The 18,042-nt window shown below is 33.5% G+C and carries 18 protein-coding genes and 4 pseudogenes; 16 read left to right on the top strand and 6 right to left on the bottom strand.

Features of this window, described 5'->3' with window-relative positions:
* Nucleotides 1–784: 784 nt before the first annotated feature.
* The 5 genes from JFL43_RS03135 (at nt 785) to JFL43_RS03115 (ending at nt 5,849) form a co-directional block, all read left to right on the top strand.
* Complete coding sequence (locus JFL43_RS03135; RefSeq protein ID WP_200747882.1) at nt 785–991, top strand: hypothetical protein; 207 nt, start codon at nt 785–787, stop codon at nt 989–991.
* A gap of 328 nt (nt 992–1,319) precedes the next feature.
* The gene (locus tag JFL43_RS03130; protein ID WP_200747881.1) at nt 1,320–2,249 is read left to right on the top strand and encodes an aminoglycoside phosphotransferase family protein; all 930 of its coding nucleotides are present in this window, start codon (nt 1,320–1,322) and stop codon (nt 2,247–2,249) included.
* Nucleotides 2,250–2,844: 595 nt separating this feature from the next.
* Nucleotides 2,845–3,717: a type II toxin-antitoxin system SpoIISA family toxin gene (locus tag JFL43_RS03125; RefSeq protein ID WP_200747880.1), complete on the top strand. Its 873-nt coding sequence runs from the start codon at nt 2,845–2,847 to the stop codon at nt 3,715–3,717.
* An 83-nt stretch (nt 3,718–3,800) separates the two neighbouring features.
* Nucleotides 3,801–3,977 carry a hypothetical protein gene (locus JFL43_RS03120; protein ID WP_200747879.1) on the top strand — a complete coding sequence of 59 codons (177 nt, stop codon included), beginning with the start codon at nt 3,801–3,803 and terminating at the stop codon, nt 3,975–3,977.
* 828 nt (nt 3,978–4,805) lie between these two features.
* Complete coding sequence (locus JFL43_RS03115; protein ID WP_200747878.1) at nt 4,806–5,849, top strand: DUF418 domain-containing protein; 1,044 nt, start codon at nt 4,806–4,808, stop codon at nt 5,847–5,849.
* Between the two features lie 264 nt (nt 5,850–6,113).
* On the opposite strand, the pseudogene JFL43_RS03110 reads toward JFL43_RS03115, so the two are convergent.
* From JFL43_RS03110 to JFL43_RS03095, 3 genes and pseudogenes are all read right to left on the bottom strand, one after another.
* Nucleotides 6,114–6,203: pseudogene (locus JFL43_RS03110) on the bottom strand (IS3 family transposase); the annotation flags it as partial.
* Between the two features lie 525 nt (nt 6,204–6,728).
* A pseudogene (locus tag JFL43_RS03100) lies at nt 6,729–6,950 on the bottom strand (transposase); the annotation flags it as partial.
* Between the two features lie 9 nt (nt 6,951–6,959).
* Entirely contained in the window at nt 6,960–7,496 is a 537-nt protein-coding gene (locus tag JFL43_RS03095; RefSeq protein ID WP_200747876.1) for a hypothetical protein, read from the bottom strand.
* 41 nt (nt 7,497–7,537) lie between these two features.
* Here JFL43_RS03095 and JFL43_RS03090 point away from each other — a divergent pair, with 41 nt between their 5' ends.
* The 6 genes and pseudogenes from JFL43_RS03090 (at nt 7,538) to ssb (ending at nt 10,018) form a co-directional block, all read left to right on the top strand.
* On the top strand, nt 7,538–7,903 hold the full coding sequence (locus JFL43_RS03090; RefSeq protein WP_200747875.1) for a helix-turn-helix transcriptional regulator: 366 nt from the start codon (nt 7,538–7,540) through the stop codon (nt 7,901–7,903).
* A gap of 58 nt (nt 7,904–7,961) precedes the next feature.
* On the top strand, nt 7,962–8,171 hold the full coding sequence (locus JFL43_RS03085) for a hypothetical protein (RefSeq protein ID WP_200747874.1): 210 nt from the start codon (nt 7,962–7,964) through the stop codon (nt 8,169–8,171).
* A gap of 105 nt (nt 8,172–8,276) precedes the next feature.
* A complete protein-coding gene (locus JFL43_RS03080) occupies nt 8,277–8,720 on the top strand; it encodes a GNAT family N-acetyltransferase (protein ID WP_200747873.1) in 444 nt (147 codons plus the stop codon).
* A 360-nt stretch (nt 8,721–9,080) separates the two neighbouring features.
* Nucleotides 9,081–9,236, top strand: coding sequence for a hypothetical protein (locus JFL43_RS03075; RefSeq protein WP_157813028.1), 156 nt, complete (start codon nt 9,081–9,083; stop codon nt 9,234–9,236).
* Between the two features lie 181 nt (nt 9,237–9,417).
* A complete protein-coding gene (locus tag JFL43_RS03070) occupies nt 9,418–9,594 on the top strand; it encodes a sporulation protein Cse60 (protein WP_100797437.1) in 177 nt (58 codons plus the stop codon).
* 6 nt (nt 9,595–9,600) lie between these two features.
* Nucleotides 9,601–10,018 (top strand): annotated as a pseudogene (gene ssb, locus JFL43_RS03065) (single-stranded DNA-binding protein).
* Nucleotides 10,019–10,091: 73 nt separating this feature from the next.
* Here ssb and JFL43_RS03060 read toward each other — a convergent pair.
* Complete coding sequence (locus JFL43_RS03060) at nt 10,092–10,535, bottom strand: carboxymuconolactone decarboxylase family protein (protein WP_200747872.1); 444 nt, start codon at nt 10,533–10,535, stop codon at nt 10,092–10,094.
* Between the two features lie 178 nt (nt 10,536–10,713).
* Between JFL43_RS03060 and JFL43_RS22970 the strand changes: the two genes are divergently transcribed.
* A complete protein-coding gene (locus JFL43_RS22970; RefSeq protein WP_267907744.1) occupies nt 10,714–10,845 on the top strand; it encodes a hypothetical protein in 132 nt (43 codons plus the stop codon).
* Between the two features lie 6 nt (nt 10,846–10,851).
* Nucleotides 10,852–11,400 (top strand): annotated as a pseudogene (locus tag JFL43_RS03055) (IS4 family transposase); the annotation flags it as partial.
* 563 nt (nt 11,401–11,963) lie between these two features.
* Here the strand turns inward: JFL43_RS03055 and JFL43_RS03050 are convergent.
* Both JFL43_RS03050 and JFL43_RS23365 read right to left on the bottom strand, forming a co-directional pair.
* On the bottom strand, nt 11,964–12,812 hold the full coding sequence (locus tag JFL43_RS03050; RefSeq protein ID WP_200747871.1) for an MBL fold metallo-hydrolase: 849 nt from the start codon (nt 12,810–12,812) through the stop codon (nt 11,964–11,966).
* 299 nt (nt 12,813–13,111) lie between these two features.
* Nucleotides 13,112–13,504, bottom strand: coding sequence for a transposase (locus JFL43_RS23365; protein WP_200747996.1), 393 nt, complete (start codon nt 13,502–13,504; stop codon nt 13,112–13,114).
* Nucleotides 13,505–13,603: 99 nt separating this feature from the next.
* On the opposite strand from JFL43_RS23365, the gene JFL43_RS03040 reads away from it, so the two are divergent.
* The 3 genes from JFL43_RS03040 (at nt 13,604) to JFL43_RS03030 (ending at nt 17,920) form a co-directional block, all read left to right on the top strand.
* Complete coding sequence (locus JFL43_RS03040; protein WP_200747870.1) at nt 13,604–14,263, top strand: hypothetical protein; 660 nt, start codon at nt 13,604–13,606, stop codon at nt 14,261–14,263.
* 169 nt (nt 14,264–14,432) lie between these two features.
* Nucleotides 14,433–14,951 (top strand): N-acetylmuramoyl-L-alanine amidase, encoded by a 519-nt coding sequence (locus JFL43_RS03035; protein ID WP_200747869.1) that lies wholly within the window; start codon nt 14,433–14,435, stop codon nt 14,949–14,951.
* A gap of 200 nt (nt 14,952–15,151) precedes the next feature.
* A complete protein-coding gene (locus tag JFL43_RS03030; protein ID WP_200747868.1) occupies nt 15,152–17,920 on the top strand; it encodes a binary toxin-like calcium binding domain-containing protein in 2,769 nt (922 codons plus the stop codon).
* The last annotated feature ends 122 nt before the right edge of the window (nt 17,921–18,042 follow it).

The raw sequence follows: 18,042 nt of genomic DNA, 5'->3' as shown, positions 1-18,042 counted from the left end.
AAATATGAGAGGATTATTTTTTGTAAAACACAACTATTGACCTATTTAAAATTTTGGATAAAAGTAGAATAAAGAAAAGGTATTTAAAAGGAGATTTACTTTATCTATAAGAGAATATGATGTGCAAAAGTTGGTGAAAATATATTCAAATTATTACCTTTTATGTAATTTAATTTTCAATAAAAATGGAAAACAAAATGATGAAACTGCGGTAAGCAAAACGCTTTTTGATAGCCGTTCGTTATCAACTAGAGTTTTGAAATTATGGTTGGACAATGGAATTAATACTAAATGCAGCCGATACAATATTTTGAAATCGCCAAAAGATTTTTAAAATCATTACTCATCCATTAATGAACTGGTGGATAAATTTGTAATTGAGGAAAGAATGGTATTTAAGATGTGCTCAGGCAATTTGCCGAATACTATGGTAGTCTTTAAGTATATTGTTGATAATAATGACTATTATGGATTTTTTTGGTGAAATATTGCAAGACGAAATTTGCGAGTGAATTCAAGCATATTATAAAATCATTTGTCGAAGAAGGGCTAGTTGCAGCCTAAGAATCTGAATTTATCACCATTGTTCCTTGGGATATACTGATTCCATATACGACGGTGCTTTTTTCGAAGTGATTCACGCGTGGTTGGAAAATCAAAATAAGCATACGCTAGAAGAAATCACAGAAACAATCTTGAAAATTTCTATTACAGGACCATATGCTAGAGAGTAAAACTAGTTTGATTGCGTTAGAGTGAACTAATTAAAAAAGGGGTGTTTCATATGTGGCCATTCAACAAAAAAAGTAAGGAAAATAAAAGTAATCGCCAAAAGGGAGGAGCGGGTTCATCTAGGGCTAGAAGCAATAATGATGTAACAAATCTAGGATTCTTTGCTTCAACTTTTAGTGATTCATCAGATTCTTGTGGCAGTTCATCGTCCAGTTCGGGTTCCTCTGATTCAGGATCTTCTTGCGATGGTGGAGACTAATAAATTGATTGGTACAAGAGGGGTTGCAAGCGCTCATTAGCGTAAACAACAACCCCTTTTTATTTTTGTATCAAATATGTAATGTAATTGGAAAAATAGTTGAAATGAAAGAGGAGTGAAAATTAAGCAGGAAATATGGAAGATAGGTAGAAGTAAGTTACAAGAGTGAGCGGTTCTGGTATAGCCGGCTACATACTCAACTTAAGCGATATTAATCAATGTGAAAATGATAGAAGTTTGAAATAATTGTTATTAAGATAAATGGCAGGATTGTGGAGTAAAAAAGCTCAAATTTAATGATGAAAAAGAGAAATAATGGAGGTGGACTATGAGGGAAGTTCTTCAAACTCTTCAAAAAAATTTAGTTCTTTTACAAAGGGCTAATAGAATTGAAAAGTTATCGAAAGGGTACTCTTCAGATGAAAAATATGTAGTTTATTTTGATGATAGAAAGTATTTATTACGGATAGGAGATATGAAAGGGTATGAAAAGAAAAAAACTGAGTTTCAAATACTGAAAAAGATGCAATATTATAATGTTCAATGTCCGCAGCCAATTGATATAGGTGCTCTTGATGAATTAAACGCTTCCTATAGTATTTATTCATATATTGATGGTGTTGATGTGAAAGAGACACTACAAAATCTTACCGAAAAAGAACAATACAAGATTGGAATAGAAGCTGGAATACAACTATCTAGGATGCATTTACTTGAGGCATCTTCGTCATTAAAACCTTGGTATGAGCGAGCGATGAAAAAGCATTATCGCTACCTTGAAGCGTATAAATCTTGCGGGATAAAAATTAAAAATGACGATAAAATTATAAATTTTATTGAAGAAAATAAGCATTTTTTAAAAGAACGCCCCAATCAATTTCAGCACGATGACTTTCACTTAGAAAACATCATTGTGAATAACAGAAAGTATGCAGGGGTAATTGACTTCGATAACTTTGATTGGGGGGACCCACTTCACGACTTTGTAAAAGTAGGTCTACTACAAAGAGAATCGAGTGTCCCATTTGCAATTGGTCAAATCAAAGGCTATTTTAATGACGATATCCTAGAAGATTTTTGGATGCTATATTCTATCTATGCTGCTATGGTTGTCTTTTCATCAGTAATTTGGTCGTTACGGTTTGCACCTGGCGAACTAGATGAAATGATTGAACGATTACATAATATGTTGGAAGACCATAAAGATTTTGAAATACTAAAGCCCGTATGGTATGAACCACACGCATTATTTTGTTAAAGAGGGTTATTCTCGAGTATCAGTACTGCATGGATATGTAAGAAAGATCTTCATTTAAAGGGCGCTTAGCCGGAATAAAGATGCACAGATATGATCAAACTTTTTTATAAAAGAAGGGTCCTTTTGAATGTATTAAAAGCGTGTTTTAATCAAACTTTATAAGAAACTAATAAATATTTGGGCTTTTATATAGAAAAGATAAAGAACGATTGCCAGTTTTAGTTACTTTTAAAAATGTTGATTGGCTTTCAAAAAGCGATTTAAAAATACCTTAAAGGTGCGTTCTGGAGCTATTATAAACGGTATTAAGTAATATATTTTTAAAATTAGACTAGGCGATATTCAGTTCAAATGAATAATTGTTCTTTATTGAACGTATAAATAGTTCAGTATCTTCAACCTGATCCTATACTTAGTGATGTTTCTCCGATTGTTAGGTGAAATCATCTAGCCCAGTTTGAGTATTTTTGTTTGATAATCAATATGTCAAAAATTCCTCCTCCAAAAATCTACTCTCTCATATCCAAAAACTACAAAACTAATTATTAAATAAATGGAAAATATGTAGTATAATAGGGTGTCTGGAGGGGTTTGATTGGAAGTTAAATGGTATACCGTACTTATTCTATCGTTATTGCTTGTGGAAATAGCTTGTAGTGTCGGCATGTACATATGGAATCGTGAATTTTACTTAAAACATCGTATGGGAATTCGAAAAATTTACTACAGTTCAATTGTTATCATGGGATTTTTTCTGTGGGTTTTTGGAGCATTCCCGGTCAGTGAAATTAAAGGATTGGTTGCACTTGTATTTGGTGTGATTATCATTGATTTGTTTGTATACCAGACTCCAGACATCACGAAGTTTATGTCGAATGAATTAAAGCAAGAGGAATTGGTACAAACCATCAATAAAAACCGCGGCACCTTCATTGAATTGAGCGAGAAATTGATTAAAGTCAATGAAACGATGCCAAAATCGTTGGCACCATGGCAGGTTGATGAATTTGATTTCAGCTTTGATAAGTACGAGGAATTTGTTTTGTTGTATTTAAAAACGTTCACATCCTCATTTGGATTGGACCTATACTCGTATTATGTGGAATCTTCTAATGATAACAGCGTGTTTGTGTCAAATATCAAGAATGCTTATGAAAAAATTCGAGAAGACCACAATTTTAGCATTCGTGGGGTCGGTATGAGGAAACGAATGGTGATTAATACCTTGAAGGATGGAGAAAATATAGAGATAATCGGCAAAGAAGGTACCTATGTATTGTTTCCTTATTTTGGTGAGTATTTTAACCTCCTCTTTGTCATATCCAGCAAAAAAGATGGAGAAGTAACCGGTGCTGATGCTTCTCTTCTATTGAATATGCTCTACACACTGGATACGTGGTTATTATTGAATGAAAATGAGCTCGCATCCGAGCCAAGTGAACGAGACGAAGCTGAAGAAGTAGTTTAATTATAGTCCAAGAAACTAAGGGAAATGGAAACGTTAATCCACATATGTTATGATGAAAACAGAAGAAAAGGAGTGTGGAAGAGATGTCAGTCAATACCCCAAAAAAACAAGTAAAGCTTGAGGAGACTAAAAGTACTTCCCGACATGGTATAAATGTGCCTCCAAGAAATCCAAACAAACGACCAACAACAGTTAATATGACTCGTTCCATCGGACGCATGAAAGCAGAAGATCGTGCGGTCATTCAAAGATCCTTATAAGAGCTAGAGAAGGTGAGAAATAATGCCTTCTCTTTTTTTTGGCTAATTTTTCAGAATCTGCATATCCTATAAGAAGTCAAAAAAAGAGGTGAAGGTGTGCTATGAAAGAAAAAATAGTATCAAGCTGGACGCCCCAACGAAATCCGAATAAACGTCCATGCATTGCCAAGAACATCACATTTGCTGTCCAAAAGGAAAATGACCATTGGCTACGGCTGCTCTCGAAAAAAGTAATTTATTTACAAAATAGTTAGTTTGAAACTGTGTGAAAATACACGCCAATTGTACACTTTCGCTAAATGATCCTTCCTTCGAGACGAGATGCCAATGATTGTCAACACAGTTACGTGATGTAAAACGCGATCTCAAGCATGGAAATATTTAATGCCTCTTGATAGTGTGCTTCCTGATAATTTAATTTTGCATGACTTATAGGGTGTTGCGTGATGAGTTCCGTGTTGTATTAAATCCATAAATGATCATCTAATCCTACTTTCTTTCATTGGTACTTTGCCGGTACTGAATATTGATTCGATTAATAGGAAATCATGTTCGATGCATTGACTTTTACAAGCATATGTTTGATTCGATAGGAATCTCTTACTTTTTCAGTTGGCAGCTGGAGTAAGTGGTTCCTTTCTTTTTGAATTCAAAAATCGGGATTTACATAGTCTTACTTTAAAACCTAAATCATTGGATAATTGTGGAGTTGTGCTAGTTTTCATTATTGTTTTAAGGTTTCTGTAAGGTTGGCATTAATATAATGTAAGGTTGGTAAATTATACTGACAAATATGCAGAAATAAATAAATTTCAAAGGAGAAATACAATGAATCCATCCATTTCACAAAAAGAAAGAATTATCTCATTGGACATTATTCGCGGACTTGCTCTTTTTGGCATACTGCTTATTAATGTAGCAGCGTTTAACGTTATTATAGAAGGAGACCCCTTACCAGACTATAGTGGCATTAATGGAATCATTAGTACATTGATAACAATACTAGTGGAAAAAAAGTTCTTTTCTATTTTTTCTTTCCTATTTGGAGCAGGCCTATATATTTTTACTTCAAGAGCGGAAAGTCGTGGAGATAAACCTAGATGGAGAATGGCAAGACGTTTACTAGCCCTCTTACTTCTTGGAGTTATTCATATGTTTATTTTTTGGGGCACAATTCTACCAATATACTCAATTGTTGGATTAATTCTAATTCCTTTTTATCGCACAAAGGTTTCCACACTTAAAAAGTGGCTTGTTGGTTCTGTAACTATTTACATAGTTTCTTTGATAGTGAAGATTTTCTTGCCATCTATCAAATTAATCGCCCCTATCTTAGATTTCTTTTCTAATGATTTAATACTAATCTTTATCATGTTTTTAGCAGGTTTTTTAACCGCTAAAGCAAATTGGTTTGTACAGATAAAAAGATTATCCAAACAGATTAGATGGATACAAATTGGTACATGTGTATTGTTCATTGTTTTCTCTATATGGATTTGGAATGCTTTACAAAGTGGGGATCATAATGTGAAATTCATTATTGAATTAGGAGCAATCCCAGCAACATTGTTTTATTTATCAACATTATTTTTATTGTTAGAAAATAAACTTGTTGTGAAATTACTAAGACCAATTGCACGCGTCGGTCAAATGGCATTTACAAATTATATTGCACAGAGCATTATAGGAACGACAATCATTTCACTTATAGGTCTCGAGGTTGTTTCGCCAAAGGATGTTGTCTATATCGCAATATTGATTTATGTTATTCAAATAATTTTTAGTATTGTCTGGTTCAAGTTCTTTCCTATGGGACCATTGGAAAAAGTGTGGCGATTTATGACATATGGGAAGAAGAGTGTGACAAAATAATAAAGGTGCACACTAAACGTACTTTCATAGATAAAGAATTAAAAAGATCTAAGAGATGTTAAGAGTATGTTAGGTATGCAACTACTGAAAGGGTTAGAAGATACTAGAAATACTTATGAATATTTCATGAAGTCACTGTAAGAACTCGAGAAGCTTATAATGAATTACACTATTCAAAAGTTGCTTTTCGAAATAAAAGTGAATGAAGTAAAGAAGAGACTTGGATTGGAGTATGTAGTCAACCCAAAAAGTTAGACAGATATTTTAAGCAGCTGTTTTGGTTTGAGCACGGTATTGTACCGGGCTCAAGCCTTTTAGTTTTGCCTTAATTCGTTTGTAATTGTAATAATGAATAGACCTTTTAACAAATATTCATTTTTCTACATTTTCGTAGTATTCATTATGAATTGATATCCCCAGTAAGCTTGGCATATTAAATAAAGCCCTGCGAGACTAAAAAAAGATACTACATTCATATAGCCAAACATTGCTAATGCTAAGAGACCAAATGAAAATACGCGAATGCTACTCCTTTTTGTTTTTAACTAGAGTTGTTCAACAAGTTCCCTACGCCAGTCAGTATTACTACTCTTTTTAATTTTTAGTTGATTTCTCTTTCATCTCTAACCAAAAAAATATAATAGATAGCAGCGTGAGTATGATTGGGAAAGCTTGATAGTCTACTGTATAAGCACCGGAAGAAAAATTTTTTAATAAACTCAAAAAAATGAAAAGGCAAAATGAAAAGCATAAAGAAATAGTACCTGCTATTAATTTCATATAAATTTCTCCTTTATTAAATGAACTTACATATATCATCCGAATATAGTAAATTGTACCATATAAGAGTATTACAACAAAAGGGAAAGAGAAGTGGTTTATGGTATTACTTTTAATGAGTTTCTTTTCAACCGTTTTTCCAATTAACAAGTCTAATAAACCGACATCTTTTAGACGCAGCCGGCGAAATTTTGTGAGAGAGCTTGAATCAATGACGTCATCTTCTGGCGCCAAATCTAAGAAATATTTAAAGGACATGCCATATCGAGAACGTTCAACCAAGTCAACGTCCGATACAACATGAATCGCCTTTAGATGAAGTAATAAAATCTAGTCCCCAATTTCAACAAATTCATGTATATTTTTTTCAATGAAGTCATTTATTTTTCTAATAGTTAGTGGAGATGTATTTTCAAATATGATATGGAGAGGTCTGATAGAAGCTTGAAGTTCTTTGTTTTTGCCTAGTTCCTCACGTGTGACAGTAAAGGCTTCTAATGTATTAGGATGATTATGTTGTTTAAGTACTAGTTCAATCTTTTCAAGAAGTAAAAGCATGGATTCATCCTTAAAATACCTAGCGCTGGCTTTGAGTGCTAACCAACTTTTGGGTTGAGCCATATAATAGGCATTCCACCAATAAAATTCAATAAGTGATTTACTTGTGTGATTGTAATAAACATAAAACATAAATAATGCTCTTTGACCTTCAGATAGTTGTTTGTAAAATTGTTCTTTGAATTGAGTGAAATTAGTTTCTTTTGAGACTCCTCTTTTATAAAAATCAATAAGTGGTTCAAAGCATTTTTGACTAAGATCAGAACATGTTATTAAATCAATATCTTTTTTTTTCATACTTATTAGCAAAATAAAATCACACTCCTCACCAAATTATACGACATTTGGAAATGGGTTATGCAATTTTTTATCACATAAGTCGCTGTACAAGCAAAAAGCGTATCGCTAAGTATGAAGAGAATATTTGTTCAGTACAGCAAGTAGTCGATGATATTCAAACAGATCGTGAAGCTGAAGTATTGTTTTTGATTCCTGAAGGTCTTTCGATGAGATGGATTGGAAGACATATGGGGTTAAGTCATACAAGTATTCAAAATATCCGAAACAGCATTATTGACGAGATGTTACATCAAAATATAGTTTTATTTTTAAGAATTCTTAAAAATAAAAGGCGCCCATTAAGTATCATAATGATCTTAAGGAACGACAACTTATACTCAGCAAAAATGGAATGTACAAATAAATATTGTAAATAATTGTATTTATTATAGTGAACGTTATCTCTGCATGAAATAATTATGCTGGAGGTGCTTTGTGAAAATAATTGATTCGAACTTTGATAACAGTGTATTAAATGGGTTAGAGTTTCAACTATTTATTGTCCTAGGGATACCACTTATCCTTGTGTTGATATTGAAATACATATTTATGATTCTTCTTGTTCCGAATAAAATTGCAGGGCCGGTATCGTTGATACTATTCCTAATACTATCTTACTATTTATTTATGGCGGTCACATCTTGACGGTGTGGCTTTTTATATGTCTGTAAAATTATTAGTTTTATCAGATATGTATGATGGCTACAAAATTACGTTCTCTATAAAATTAAGATGGGGGGTGATAAAGTGATGGATATAAAGTTAAGGGATTATTTGGATGCTGACTATAATGAAATTTTTGAAATGGCAAGTTCCCTCTACAGCGAAGATCTTGAAGGTCAACTGATGAACCGCACGAAAGTAAACTCTACTATTGACGAGTGTAAAAAAAATCCACAAAAGGTTCGGATTATAATTTTATTAAACAACAATGAAATTATTGGATATTCAATACTGGTTTACTTTTGGAGTAACGAGTATGGTGGAAACATTCTATTCATAGATGAGCTTTACGTTAAAGAAGAGTCTAGAAGTAAAGGGATAGGTGCTTATTTTCTTAATTGTATAGAGAAAATGGATAATATCGTAGCTCTTCAATTAGAAACAAATCCTTCCAATAAGAGAGTGTTTAACTATTACACAAGATTAGGGTTTGAAGTTGTGGGAAATACTCAATTGATCAAAACTGTCTAAAAGAGGTGTTGATGCGATTCTTGAAAAAGTTAAAGCGCCTGACTAGGATACAAAATTAATGGGAAACGTCGAAGATAACGCTTGCTGTTTCAATCTTGTTTAGATATTTTTTTACCTTTTTAGCAAAAAAATGTAAGTTAAAGGTGCCGTTAGATTTCACGGCATTCTTGGATAAAGCACTCATCGTGGTGCTTTTTTACTTTGACATAAGCGAACATCCTATGCTGATTTCCTCTTATTGGAGGATGTTCGTTTGTTTGAGGGTGAAATATCAATTATTTAAAATAATAAAAAGGGTTTTGACAAATTAACTAGAATATAACAAATGTGGTAAAAAATAATTGGGTGGAGGTGATATTAATGAAAAAGAAGAAGTCAATGCTTTCTATCGCTGGCGCTCTACTAGTTTTGAGTTTATCATTTGCTGGAGGTGCAAGCGCAATGAATGAACAAGGTGGTGGTGGTAGTCCTCCGCCGAAGTGTGATAATAAAGGTAACTGCCCAATTAGATCTTAATTACAACGAAACACTCAGCATCCTCCGGGGTGCTTTTTTACTTTGACATAAGCGAACGTCTTATGCTGATTTCCCCTTATTGGAGGATGTTCGTTTGTTTGAGGGTGAAATACTTTAGAGCTAGGCTTAAATACATAGCATGTCCTTTCGATATAAGATTTAGATTGGAAGGTGTTTCAAAATGCTGAAAACTAAAGAAATTAAAACTTCTGATGAATCTACCATGGAAGAAAAATTAAATGAATTCTTAAGTGAAAACATCAAGGAAAGTCAATTGGTGGATATTAAACTAGCTGGTGCAGGTAACCAAAGTTGTGCTGTAGGTTCATTTATGGCCATCGTTATTTATAAAGCTTGATTTATAATAATCAAAAGTCACATTAACCGTGTGGCTTTTTTTAAAAGTACTGAAGGTGAGCATCAAGCAGACTTTATTAATATCGTTGTTTGGAGAAAACAGGCCGAGAATACAGCAAACTTCTTGAAGAAGCGCAGTCTTGCAGGGATTGAAGGCCTTATTCAAACAGGTAGCTATGAAGGCCAAGATGGTAAACGTGTATATATAACTGAGGTTGTTGCAGATAGCGTTCAGTTTTTAGAACCTAGAGGGGCACAGGACAGCTCAAACGGACAAAGTAATACAAATAACTCAACCGCAACAGCAAAATGCACCACAGGGACAATATGGACAGAATACACAACCGCAAACACGAACGAATGATGATCCTTTTGCTAATAATGGTGGGCCGATAGATGTTGATGAATCTGATTTACCTTTCTAAGATAAGGCTTAGTTGAAGAATGATGCGAAGTAAAAGGAAAAAACGAACACCTTAAGGTGCTCGTTGAGAGGGATTATTTTTCGGTTGCTATATTTCCCATTGCAATAGAAATTCTATTCCAACTGTTGATTTGATTGATGATTAGCACAAGGTCAACGTATTCTCTATCGTTATACAGTTCACGTACTCGCTTATACAGATCTTCAGGAACTCTTTTAGTAGGAATTAAAGTAATATGTTCAGATAGTTCTAGAGCAACTTTTTCTTCAAGTGTATAAAAAGTACATTCATTCCAAGCATTTAAACAATAAATTCGTTGTTCGGTTTCACCCATCTTACGAGCATCGGATGTATGAGTATCTATACAAAAAGCACAACCGTTAATTTGAGAAACTCTAATTTTAATAAGTTCTCTAGTAGTTCGATTAATAGTACATTTTTTTGTGTACTTCTCCATATCCATCATGATTTTCAGCCCATCAGGTGCAACAGTATAATAGGGAACTCTTTGACTCATAAGACAAAACTCCTTTGATTTTTAAGATACGACAATTATAACTTTATATGAATATTTTCACTATTAATTAGATTGTAAGACATTCAAATTAATTGGAATTTAAGTTGTAACAAGCCTTCTGGAAAAAGTACGAGATCAATAAGCAATGTCAACAAAACGGTTACTGAGGTGAGATGATTTGGAACTAACGCACGTCGGACGTGAAGGAATGATTGATACGCTCGAAGTTTTTGGAAAGTATCCTCGTGGTGTTTACGAAAATGTTTGTGATGAGCGTTTGACAGAGGAATATAACCGAACAGTGGGGTAGGGGTTTAGCTCCTTGCCCCTCAATTTAACGAACCATCAATGGGCTGAATTTCGTAAAATAAAAGCGGACGTTAAGCTTCCCTTACGCCTGGTGTTCATGGAAAAAGGAACGTCTTACCCCGAAAAAACGGTACTCACCACAGCGAAAGAACATGATCGCAATCAGCTCGAAGTCAGGGTAGATGACCGAGAATGCATGTACGTTTTCGACCGTGGCTACCTGGATTTTGAACGTTTCGATCGCATGACCGATGAGGGTTTCTTTTTCCTTACGAGATTAATAAAGAATGCGGTTATCCGGGACATTTATGATTTTAAAATCCCTGCAGATTCTGCTGTTTGGTCGGATCAAATGGTGTTGATTGGCACCGTACAAAATCGAGCAGAGAACTATTTCCGCTTACTCAAAGCGAAGGATTCAAAGGGGAATATCCTTTGTTTAATTACGAATCGCTTCGATTTTGAGCCTGATGAAATCTCAGACATATACAAATCACGCTGGGCAATTGAACTGTTTTTCAAATGGATCAAGCAGCATCTCAACATTAAAAAATTTTAAAGGTGTTTCATATTTTTACAATCAAATCTCTACTTATTTTGCGAAAAAGATTGCTGAGGAAGCAGCTGAAGATATTCCAAAGAGCTTAAGAAAGTCTGAAATGAAAGTAGATTTAGAAAAGTTCAAAGATAAACATAATAATGGGTATGGCGTGATGAACTACAAAAAACATGCGAAAGTTGTACTGCTTTGCAAATCTTATTTAACTCTTGAACTGTCAGGTTTCTTAAAAAGGTTGAAATTAATAAGAAAGCTATTCCTAAACAGTTATATAAGTGTACATGAGTCATTTGGAATCAGTGAATTGTATTCAATTGGGCCGAACCTTGTTATTTGAATTGCACTAACTGTAAATTAAAACCAGATACAACATGGTGGTCAGAACCAATAGTTTTCTCATGGGCAGCCGCAACAGCCAACGCAAGATCCGTTTGCTAATAATGGTACTGGACCGATTGAAGAATAATACGTCAAAGCAATTATTGACTAATTAAAAGCCACCTCATGTCAATTGTGATGAGATGGCAACTGTTTATATTTGATTGATGTATTCTATAGAATTATTGTGATTGAATAATATGGTCATTCACAAATGCTTTTATGAAAAATAGTTCATTATCATTAGGGTCCCTTTTATTAACTGCCATAAAGCGCTTTGTTGCATTTTCTAGTGATGTACATTTTACAACTTGACTTGCTGTTGTTAACTCTTTCCAATAAATATTCATTTCTTCTGAATCGCAGATAGATTCATGACCAAGTAAGAACATTTCAGCATTATATTTTTGAATGTCTTCAATCATAGGCAATAACAACGATTGCTTGTAATGAAATAATGAATTTGTGGTTGTACCATATGCACAATCACCTAAAAAAACAACTTTTTCATCAGGAATATAAACGATTGTAGAATCATCAGAATGAGTGCTTTTGATTCTTTCAAGTATGCAAACTTTTTTTCCTAAATCAATAGTTAATGTATTTTCAAAAATTACATCTGGTGAGTTCAATTTAAAACTATTCCTGTTTGGCATATCAGCTTGTATAATCTTCATACACATAGCACTCATCTGATTAGTATTCACATACTTTTGGAGTGAACTATCATCAAACGTATAGTTTTGCCATTCTTGTATCTTTTCGCTGGTTTGACTATTAACTATAACAGTTGCATCAAATTCATTCATACCAAGGAAGTGATCCCAATGAGCATGTGTAATAACCATATATTTAACAGGTGGTACATTTAGCTTTTCGATTTCTAGTAAAAAATCTTTAGCATGCTGAGTAGAATTACCAGAATCTATTATTAGACTATATTGGTCCCCACATACCAATCCTAATGTTGGTCGTTCCCTATCATCTTGATTAGATAAATAATAAATAGTATCACTTAATTTATTTAACATGTTATATCTCCTCTATTCTATATATTAATTCTATGGAAGAGAAAATCTACATGTTTATTCTAAAATTGATAAAATAATTTAAGATTTTCCCATTTTATTTTTTTACCATTGGACTTGTACCTCCTTTTTTACTAAGTAAAAGTATAACATATTTTATATAATGTGGAGTATTTTTTAAAAGAGTATTCAGAATATTATTTACGATCGCCTGTCACCCCAACGATTAAAAATAAAGGATGAAAGCCCTTCGTTTGGTCCCGTTTAAACTCCAAGGCAGACGAAGTTACGATTGGTCAATTTCAGGAGACGATATAATCCCTATTTGATCGCGTACAACAGGTGAAGCCAAGTGAGGGCTTTATCTTTGATATGGTGGGTTGAGAAGCCAATCGTTCTTTTGAAAAAATGTGCAACATGGTTGGTTCCACTTGTAAATCATCGGCTGCGTTGTCCGTATGATAGCCAGCCAAATGTTGGTATACTTTTTGCATGATGACATCATAATTAAAATGGGTGTGATGAGAGGCGTTATCTGACACGTGAATTTTCTCTTTAACTGTTTTCGTAATACCGAGCTCCTCATCAAATTCTTTGTATAAAAGAAGTCCCGAATCTGATGAAAGATGACCACCGTCAAAATTAATCTTGACTCTTTTATTGTAACTTACGCTTTTTTCTGGTTTTCTATGAATAAAGTGGGATTACGTATAAATATTTTGTTTGAAAAGGGCATACTATATAAAAAAGAAGGGGAATTTAGCTTTTTAAAACGAATCAAGGGAGGGATTTTTATGGAAAAAAAGAAGATACCAATTGGTTTACTTCTTTGTTTATTATGTGGAGGATCATGGTTTACTCAGCGTTATCAAGATCATGTTGAAGCATCAATAAATAACTCTTGGGTAGAAGAAGGTGATTTATGGGAGAAAGAAGGTTTGGATAGACTTCCTACGGATATAGCTGCTAAATTAGAGAGCGAGCATATTTCAATTATAAGATTAGTCGGTATTAGCGAAGATACGATTACTATTAGTATAGATGGAAGACAACAGTATGTAGACGAAAATGAAAAAAAAATTAAGGGAATTGTTAAAGAGTTGACACGAAACACAAAATATAAAGATTATCCTATCCGTCTTGTAAAGGCAATATCATCTACCCCAGAAAGAAATGATTATTTTAAGTCTTTAAACATTGAAAAAGTTAAAAAAGGGCTTAAAACTAAAGGATATTCAGAAGTACAAATAATACAGAAAGAAACTGAGCCAGATTTTGTAAGTATAAATATCGTAACAAGTTTAATGATTGATGATTCCACAAATTACAGTAGAGGCAAAAAAATTGAAAAAGAAGTAAGGAAGATATTTACTAAAGAAATAGAGGATTTAATTTCTGATGACGTAAAAGTTGAGATTCATGTTTATAACTTGGCAAGTGAAAAAGTAAATTAACTTTTAATTACACTAAAAAAATACAAATGTAAAAGAAATTCTAGAAGATGAAGGCTTAGAAAAGTTGGCCCAGTAAACGCAGCGTAATTGCTAGCGTTATTTTTTATGGCAAAATGTTAGATTTACCTTTATATGATTAACAATCTAAAGAAATTATTAAGAGCGTCCAATGGATTATGACGGAAGTGGTTGTAAATTCCACGACGACTCATCTACAACTCAAAATCAAAATTTAACCACTATCGGTAAGTACCATAACTGTAAAGAGCTTTCTCTTGATATCAGTGTCCACTTTAATGCTGCATGTAAAACAAATGATCCGCGCGGTGTAGTATGCCTTTACTACGATGCAAAAGCATTATCTGCAAAGGTTAGCTCTAAAATTGCGAGTATCAGTGGATTAAAAGACCGTGGACCAAAAGAGAGAAAAGATTTGTATTTCTTGAATAGCACTTGTAAGCCGGCTATTTTAATTGAGGTTTGTTTCGTGGGCAATGTAGCTGTCGCAGAAATTTATAACGATAAGTTTGAAGAAATATACCAAGGCATTGCTGAAGTTCTTGCGGAGCATCTTTGTTACAAAAAGAAAGAAGTAACAACTGTATCAAAACAAACTAAGCCAGCAACCAACACAGAGGAATACTACAAAAAAAGGCACTGGCCTTTACCGAATCAAAAAAGCTTGTAATACCTATCATGACGTAAACTTTGGTAAGTCTAAAAGTAATTCATTGAAAAAGTATAACCTGTAATATAAGGGGGTTTGTGTATAAAAATGATGTACATTCTAATAAAATAACCTACTCAAATTCCATGGTGTTACATTTTCTGCCACATCCTTGTGCTAACATATTTTTGTACGTCATTTTATCTACGAGGAGTGAAGAAATGAAGTTAGAAATGAAAGTAAAAGAAAATAAGCACACAGGTAGTTTCTCACACTATGGTTTAATCGGTTTTTATTTTAAAGGAGCCCAATTCAATGACCTATTGTTAATAACACAAAAAAGGAACAGTAATCTGTCTTTAGATAAAACTCAAATGTCATCGTTATCTAATATACAAAATGAAAAGATTCAATCTGCTAGATGGCTAGGATTTATTAAACCAGAGCAAACAGATGAGTATGTGTTTTCCACTTCTTCTAATCATGAGATGTTAATCCAAATTGATAATGAAATCATTGAAACGGGAATAAAAGTAAAATTAGAAAGAAATAAAGTATATCCAATTCGTATTGAAAGTCGTTTTGAGAAAGATACAAATAATGCAGTAACTTGCGAACTACGTTGGGCTTATTCTGATAAGATAGAGATCATTCCTGAAGATTGTTTATTATCACCAGACTTTAAAAACACAGAATTTTACCCACAAACTAGTTTATTTGGTGATGTAGCTGATGATACTACTGATTCAGATCAAGATGGGATATTAGACGATTGGGAAATCAATGGCTATACGTTTGACGGTACAAATGTTGTTCAGTGGAGTACTGATTATGAAGGAAAGTATACAAAGTATGTATCCAACCCAAAGCAAGCTAGTACGGTAGGAGATCCATATACTGATCTAGAAAAAGTCACAGGAAACATGGATCGTGCCACTTCCTTAGAAGCTAGAAATCCATTAGTAGCAGCCTATCCACAAGTTGGAGTTAGCATGGAGAAACTTATTATATCGGAGAATGAAAATTTTACAACGTCTAAAGAAAATTCAACCTCTTCTAGTAAAACAGAATCAAATACGGAAAATACTAGCGCAGAAGCTGGTGCAGATGGGAAAAAATTTGTTGGTAAGATTACGCTAGGCTATTCGCACACATCTTCAACAACACAAACAACTGGAGAAAGTACCGGTGAGCAAGTCAATATTAACACGGGACAATCTGCGTATTTAAATGCCAATGTAAGGTATTTTAATACTGGTACAGCTCCTATCTATCAGGTATCACCAACAAATAATTTCATCATAGACGATGAAACAATTGTAACAATTACAGCTCTTCCTAACAATATTGGTAATTCGCTTTCTCCAGGCGCAACTTATCCGGACGAATCCCTACATCCTATGGCTTTAACCGAGGTAGAGCCAGGAAAGGATTTTACAATTCATTATGACAGTTTACAGAAACTGCAATCTGGTGAAAAAATCCTCATAGAAACCACTCAAATTAGTGGAAATGTAGATGATGCTGATACAACTTGGGATAAATATTTCACGCAAATCGAAGCATCTACAGCTTGCCTAATATTAGATACAGGAAATGAAGTGTTAGAAAGAAAAGTAGCGGCAAAAAATTATAATGATTCACTTGACTGTACACCAGAGATTAATTTTAGGGATGCAATACAAGTCGCTTTCTTAGCTACAAATGATGGAGATAAACTGTTTTTTAAGGACATTCCAATTTGTGAAGAACTCGTACAACTTATTTACGATCAACAGACAGCCGATGATTTTGAGAGCCAACTAGAACAAAATCCAGATAAGACAATGTTCGATTTGCTATTAAAACAAGGAATGAAGGTTTTAATCAAAACACCATGCATTAGCTTTGATTGTAATGGTTCTGCCAGTGTTACAAGTAACGGAATTACATGGACAGGTGCAACACATCAAGACAATATCGGAATAGAAGGAGGTTGTTTACAAGGAACTAATGCTGATGGAACATTACAAACACTATTAGACCCATACGGAAAATACGTTCTAAGCATGTATGCAAAATCTTTAGATACAAATCCAACAGTAGAAATAGGAATGATGTGTTCAACAAATAGTAAGAAAAAAACTTGTGATGTTCAACTAGATTCGGATTGGCAAAGAATAGATTTTGAATTTACCGTTCTTGATAATGCAACTATAGCTGATCAAATTTGTGTCAGTTCAAACAATGGTGATATTTATTTTGATGACATTACAATCACAAAATTTGAAACATTAACAAGTGATATAACGGAACAAATCGTACAAAAAGCACATTCTGTTGACCATTGGCAAACAAGTGGTGACCAGGTGAGTGCTGTGTATTTAAAACTTGATCCTGAATATGTATGTGATTACGAACTTGTAGTTGATGGTAAAAGTTGGGGAACAGGAGTACGTTATGAAACATCAGAGGATGGAATACAAAAAATAAACTTTACGGAATATGGTGGAAGAACATTTGATGTTACTTCTCGCATTCAAATTAATGCTATATATAAGAATGACCCAACAGTTAAATCTATAGTAGCTTTATGGTATAACCAACAAGATGTAAATACAAAAGGTTGGCAAAGACTTATTATGAATGGAACTATAAATTTTTATGAGAACGGGGATCCAGGTAATGAAATAGAGCCTTATGGTTGGATTAAATTTTATTCTACAGACTTAGACATCCAAAAAGCCAATGAAGTTACTATTTGGAGCAAATCAGATGGTTCTAGTCAAGAACAAGCGTCTATAACGAACTTAGAGTTTTATGCACCTGGTACTGGTAATTATACTTTTTATGGAGATGTAAAAGAAGATGATAGTACAAGTAAAGATGATGTTCTCGCAGATCCTAATAAACCAGTAAATATTGGACCAGCTGATACGACTGTTGAATTTTATGGCCCTGACGCCGGAGATGATCATGTTAATATTCAATTTTCAATAACTTATCCATAATTTAGTGTTTTTAAGTCTCAAAAGCTTTTGTTTTTGAGACTTTTTTATTTACTTCTTTACATAATGAAAGAATGCTATATTTTCAGTACCAATACTTGTCTCAAAATGTCGAACGATTTATG

Source organism: Viridibacillus soli (genome assembly GCF_016612995.1).
Taxonomy (GTDB): Bacteria; Bacillota; Bacilli; order Bacillales_A; family Planococcaceae; genus Viridibacillus; species Viridibacillus soli.
Note: the sequence above shows the minus strand (reverse complement) of the source record. Positions and strands in the feature narration are given on the sequence as shown.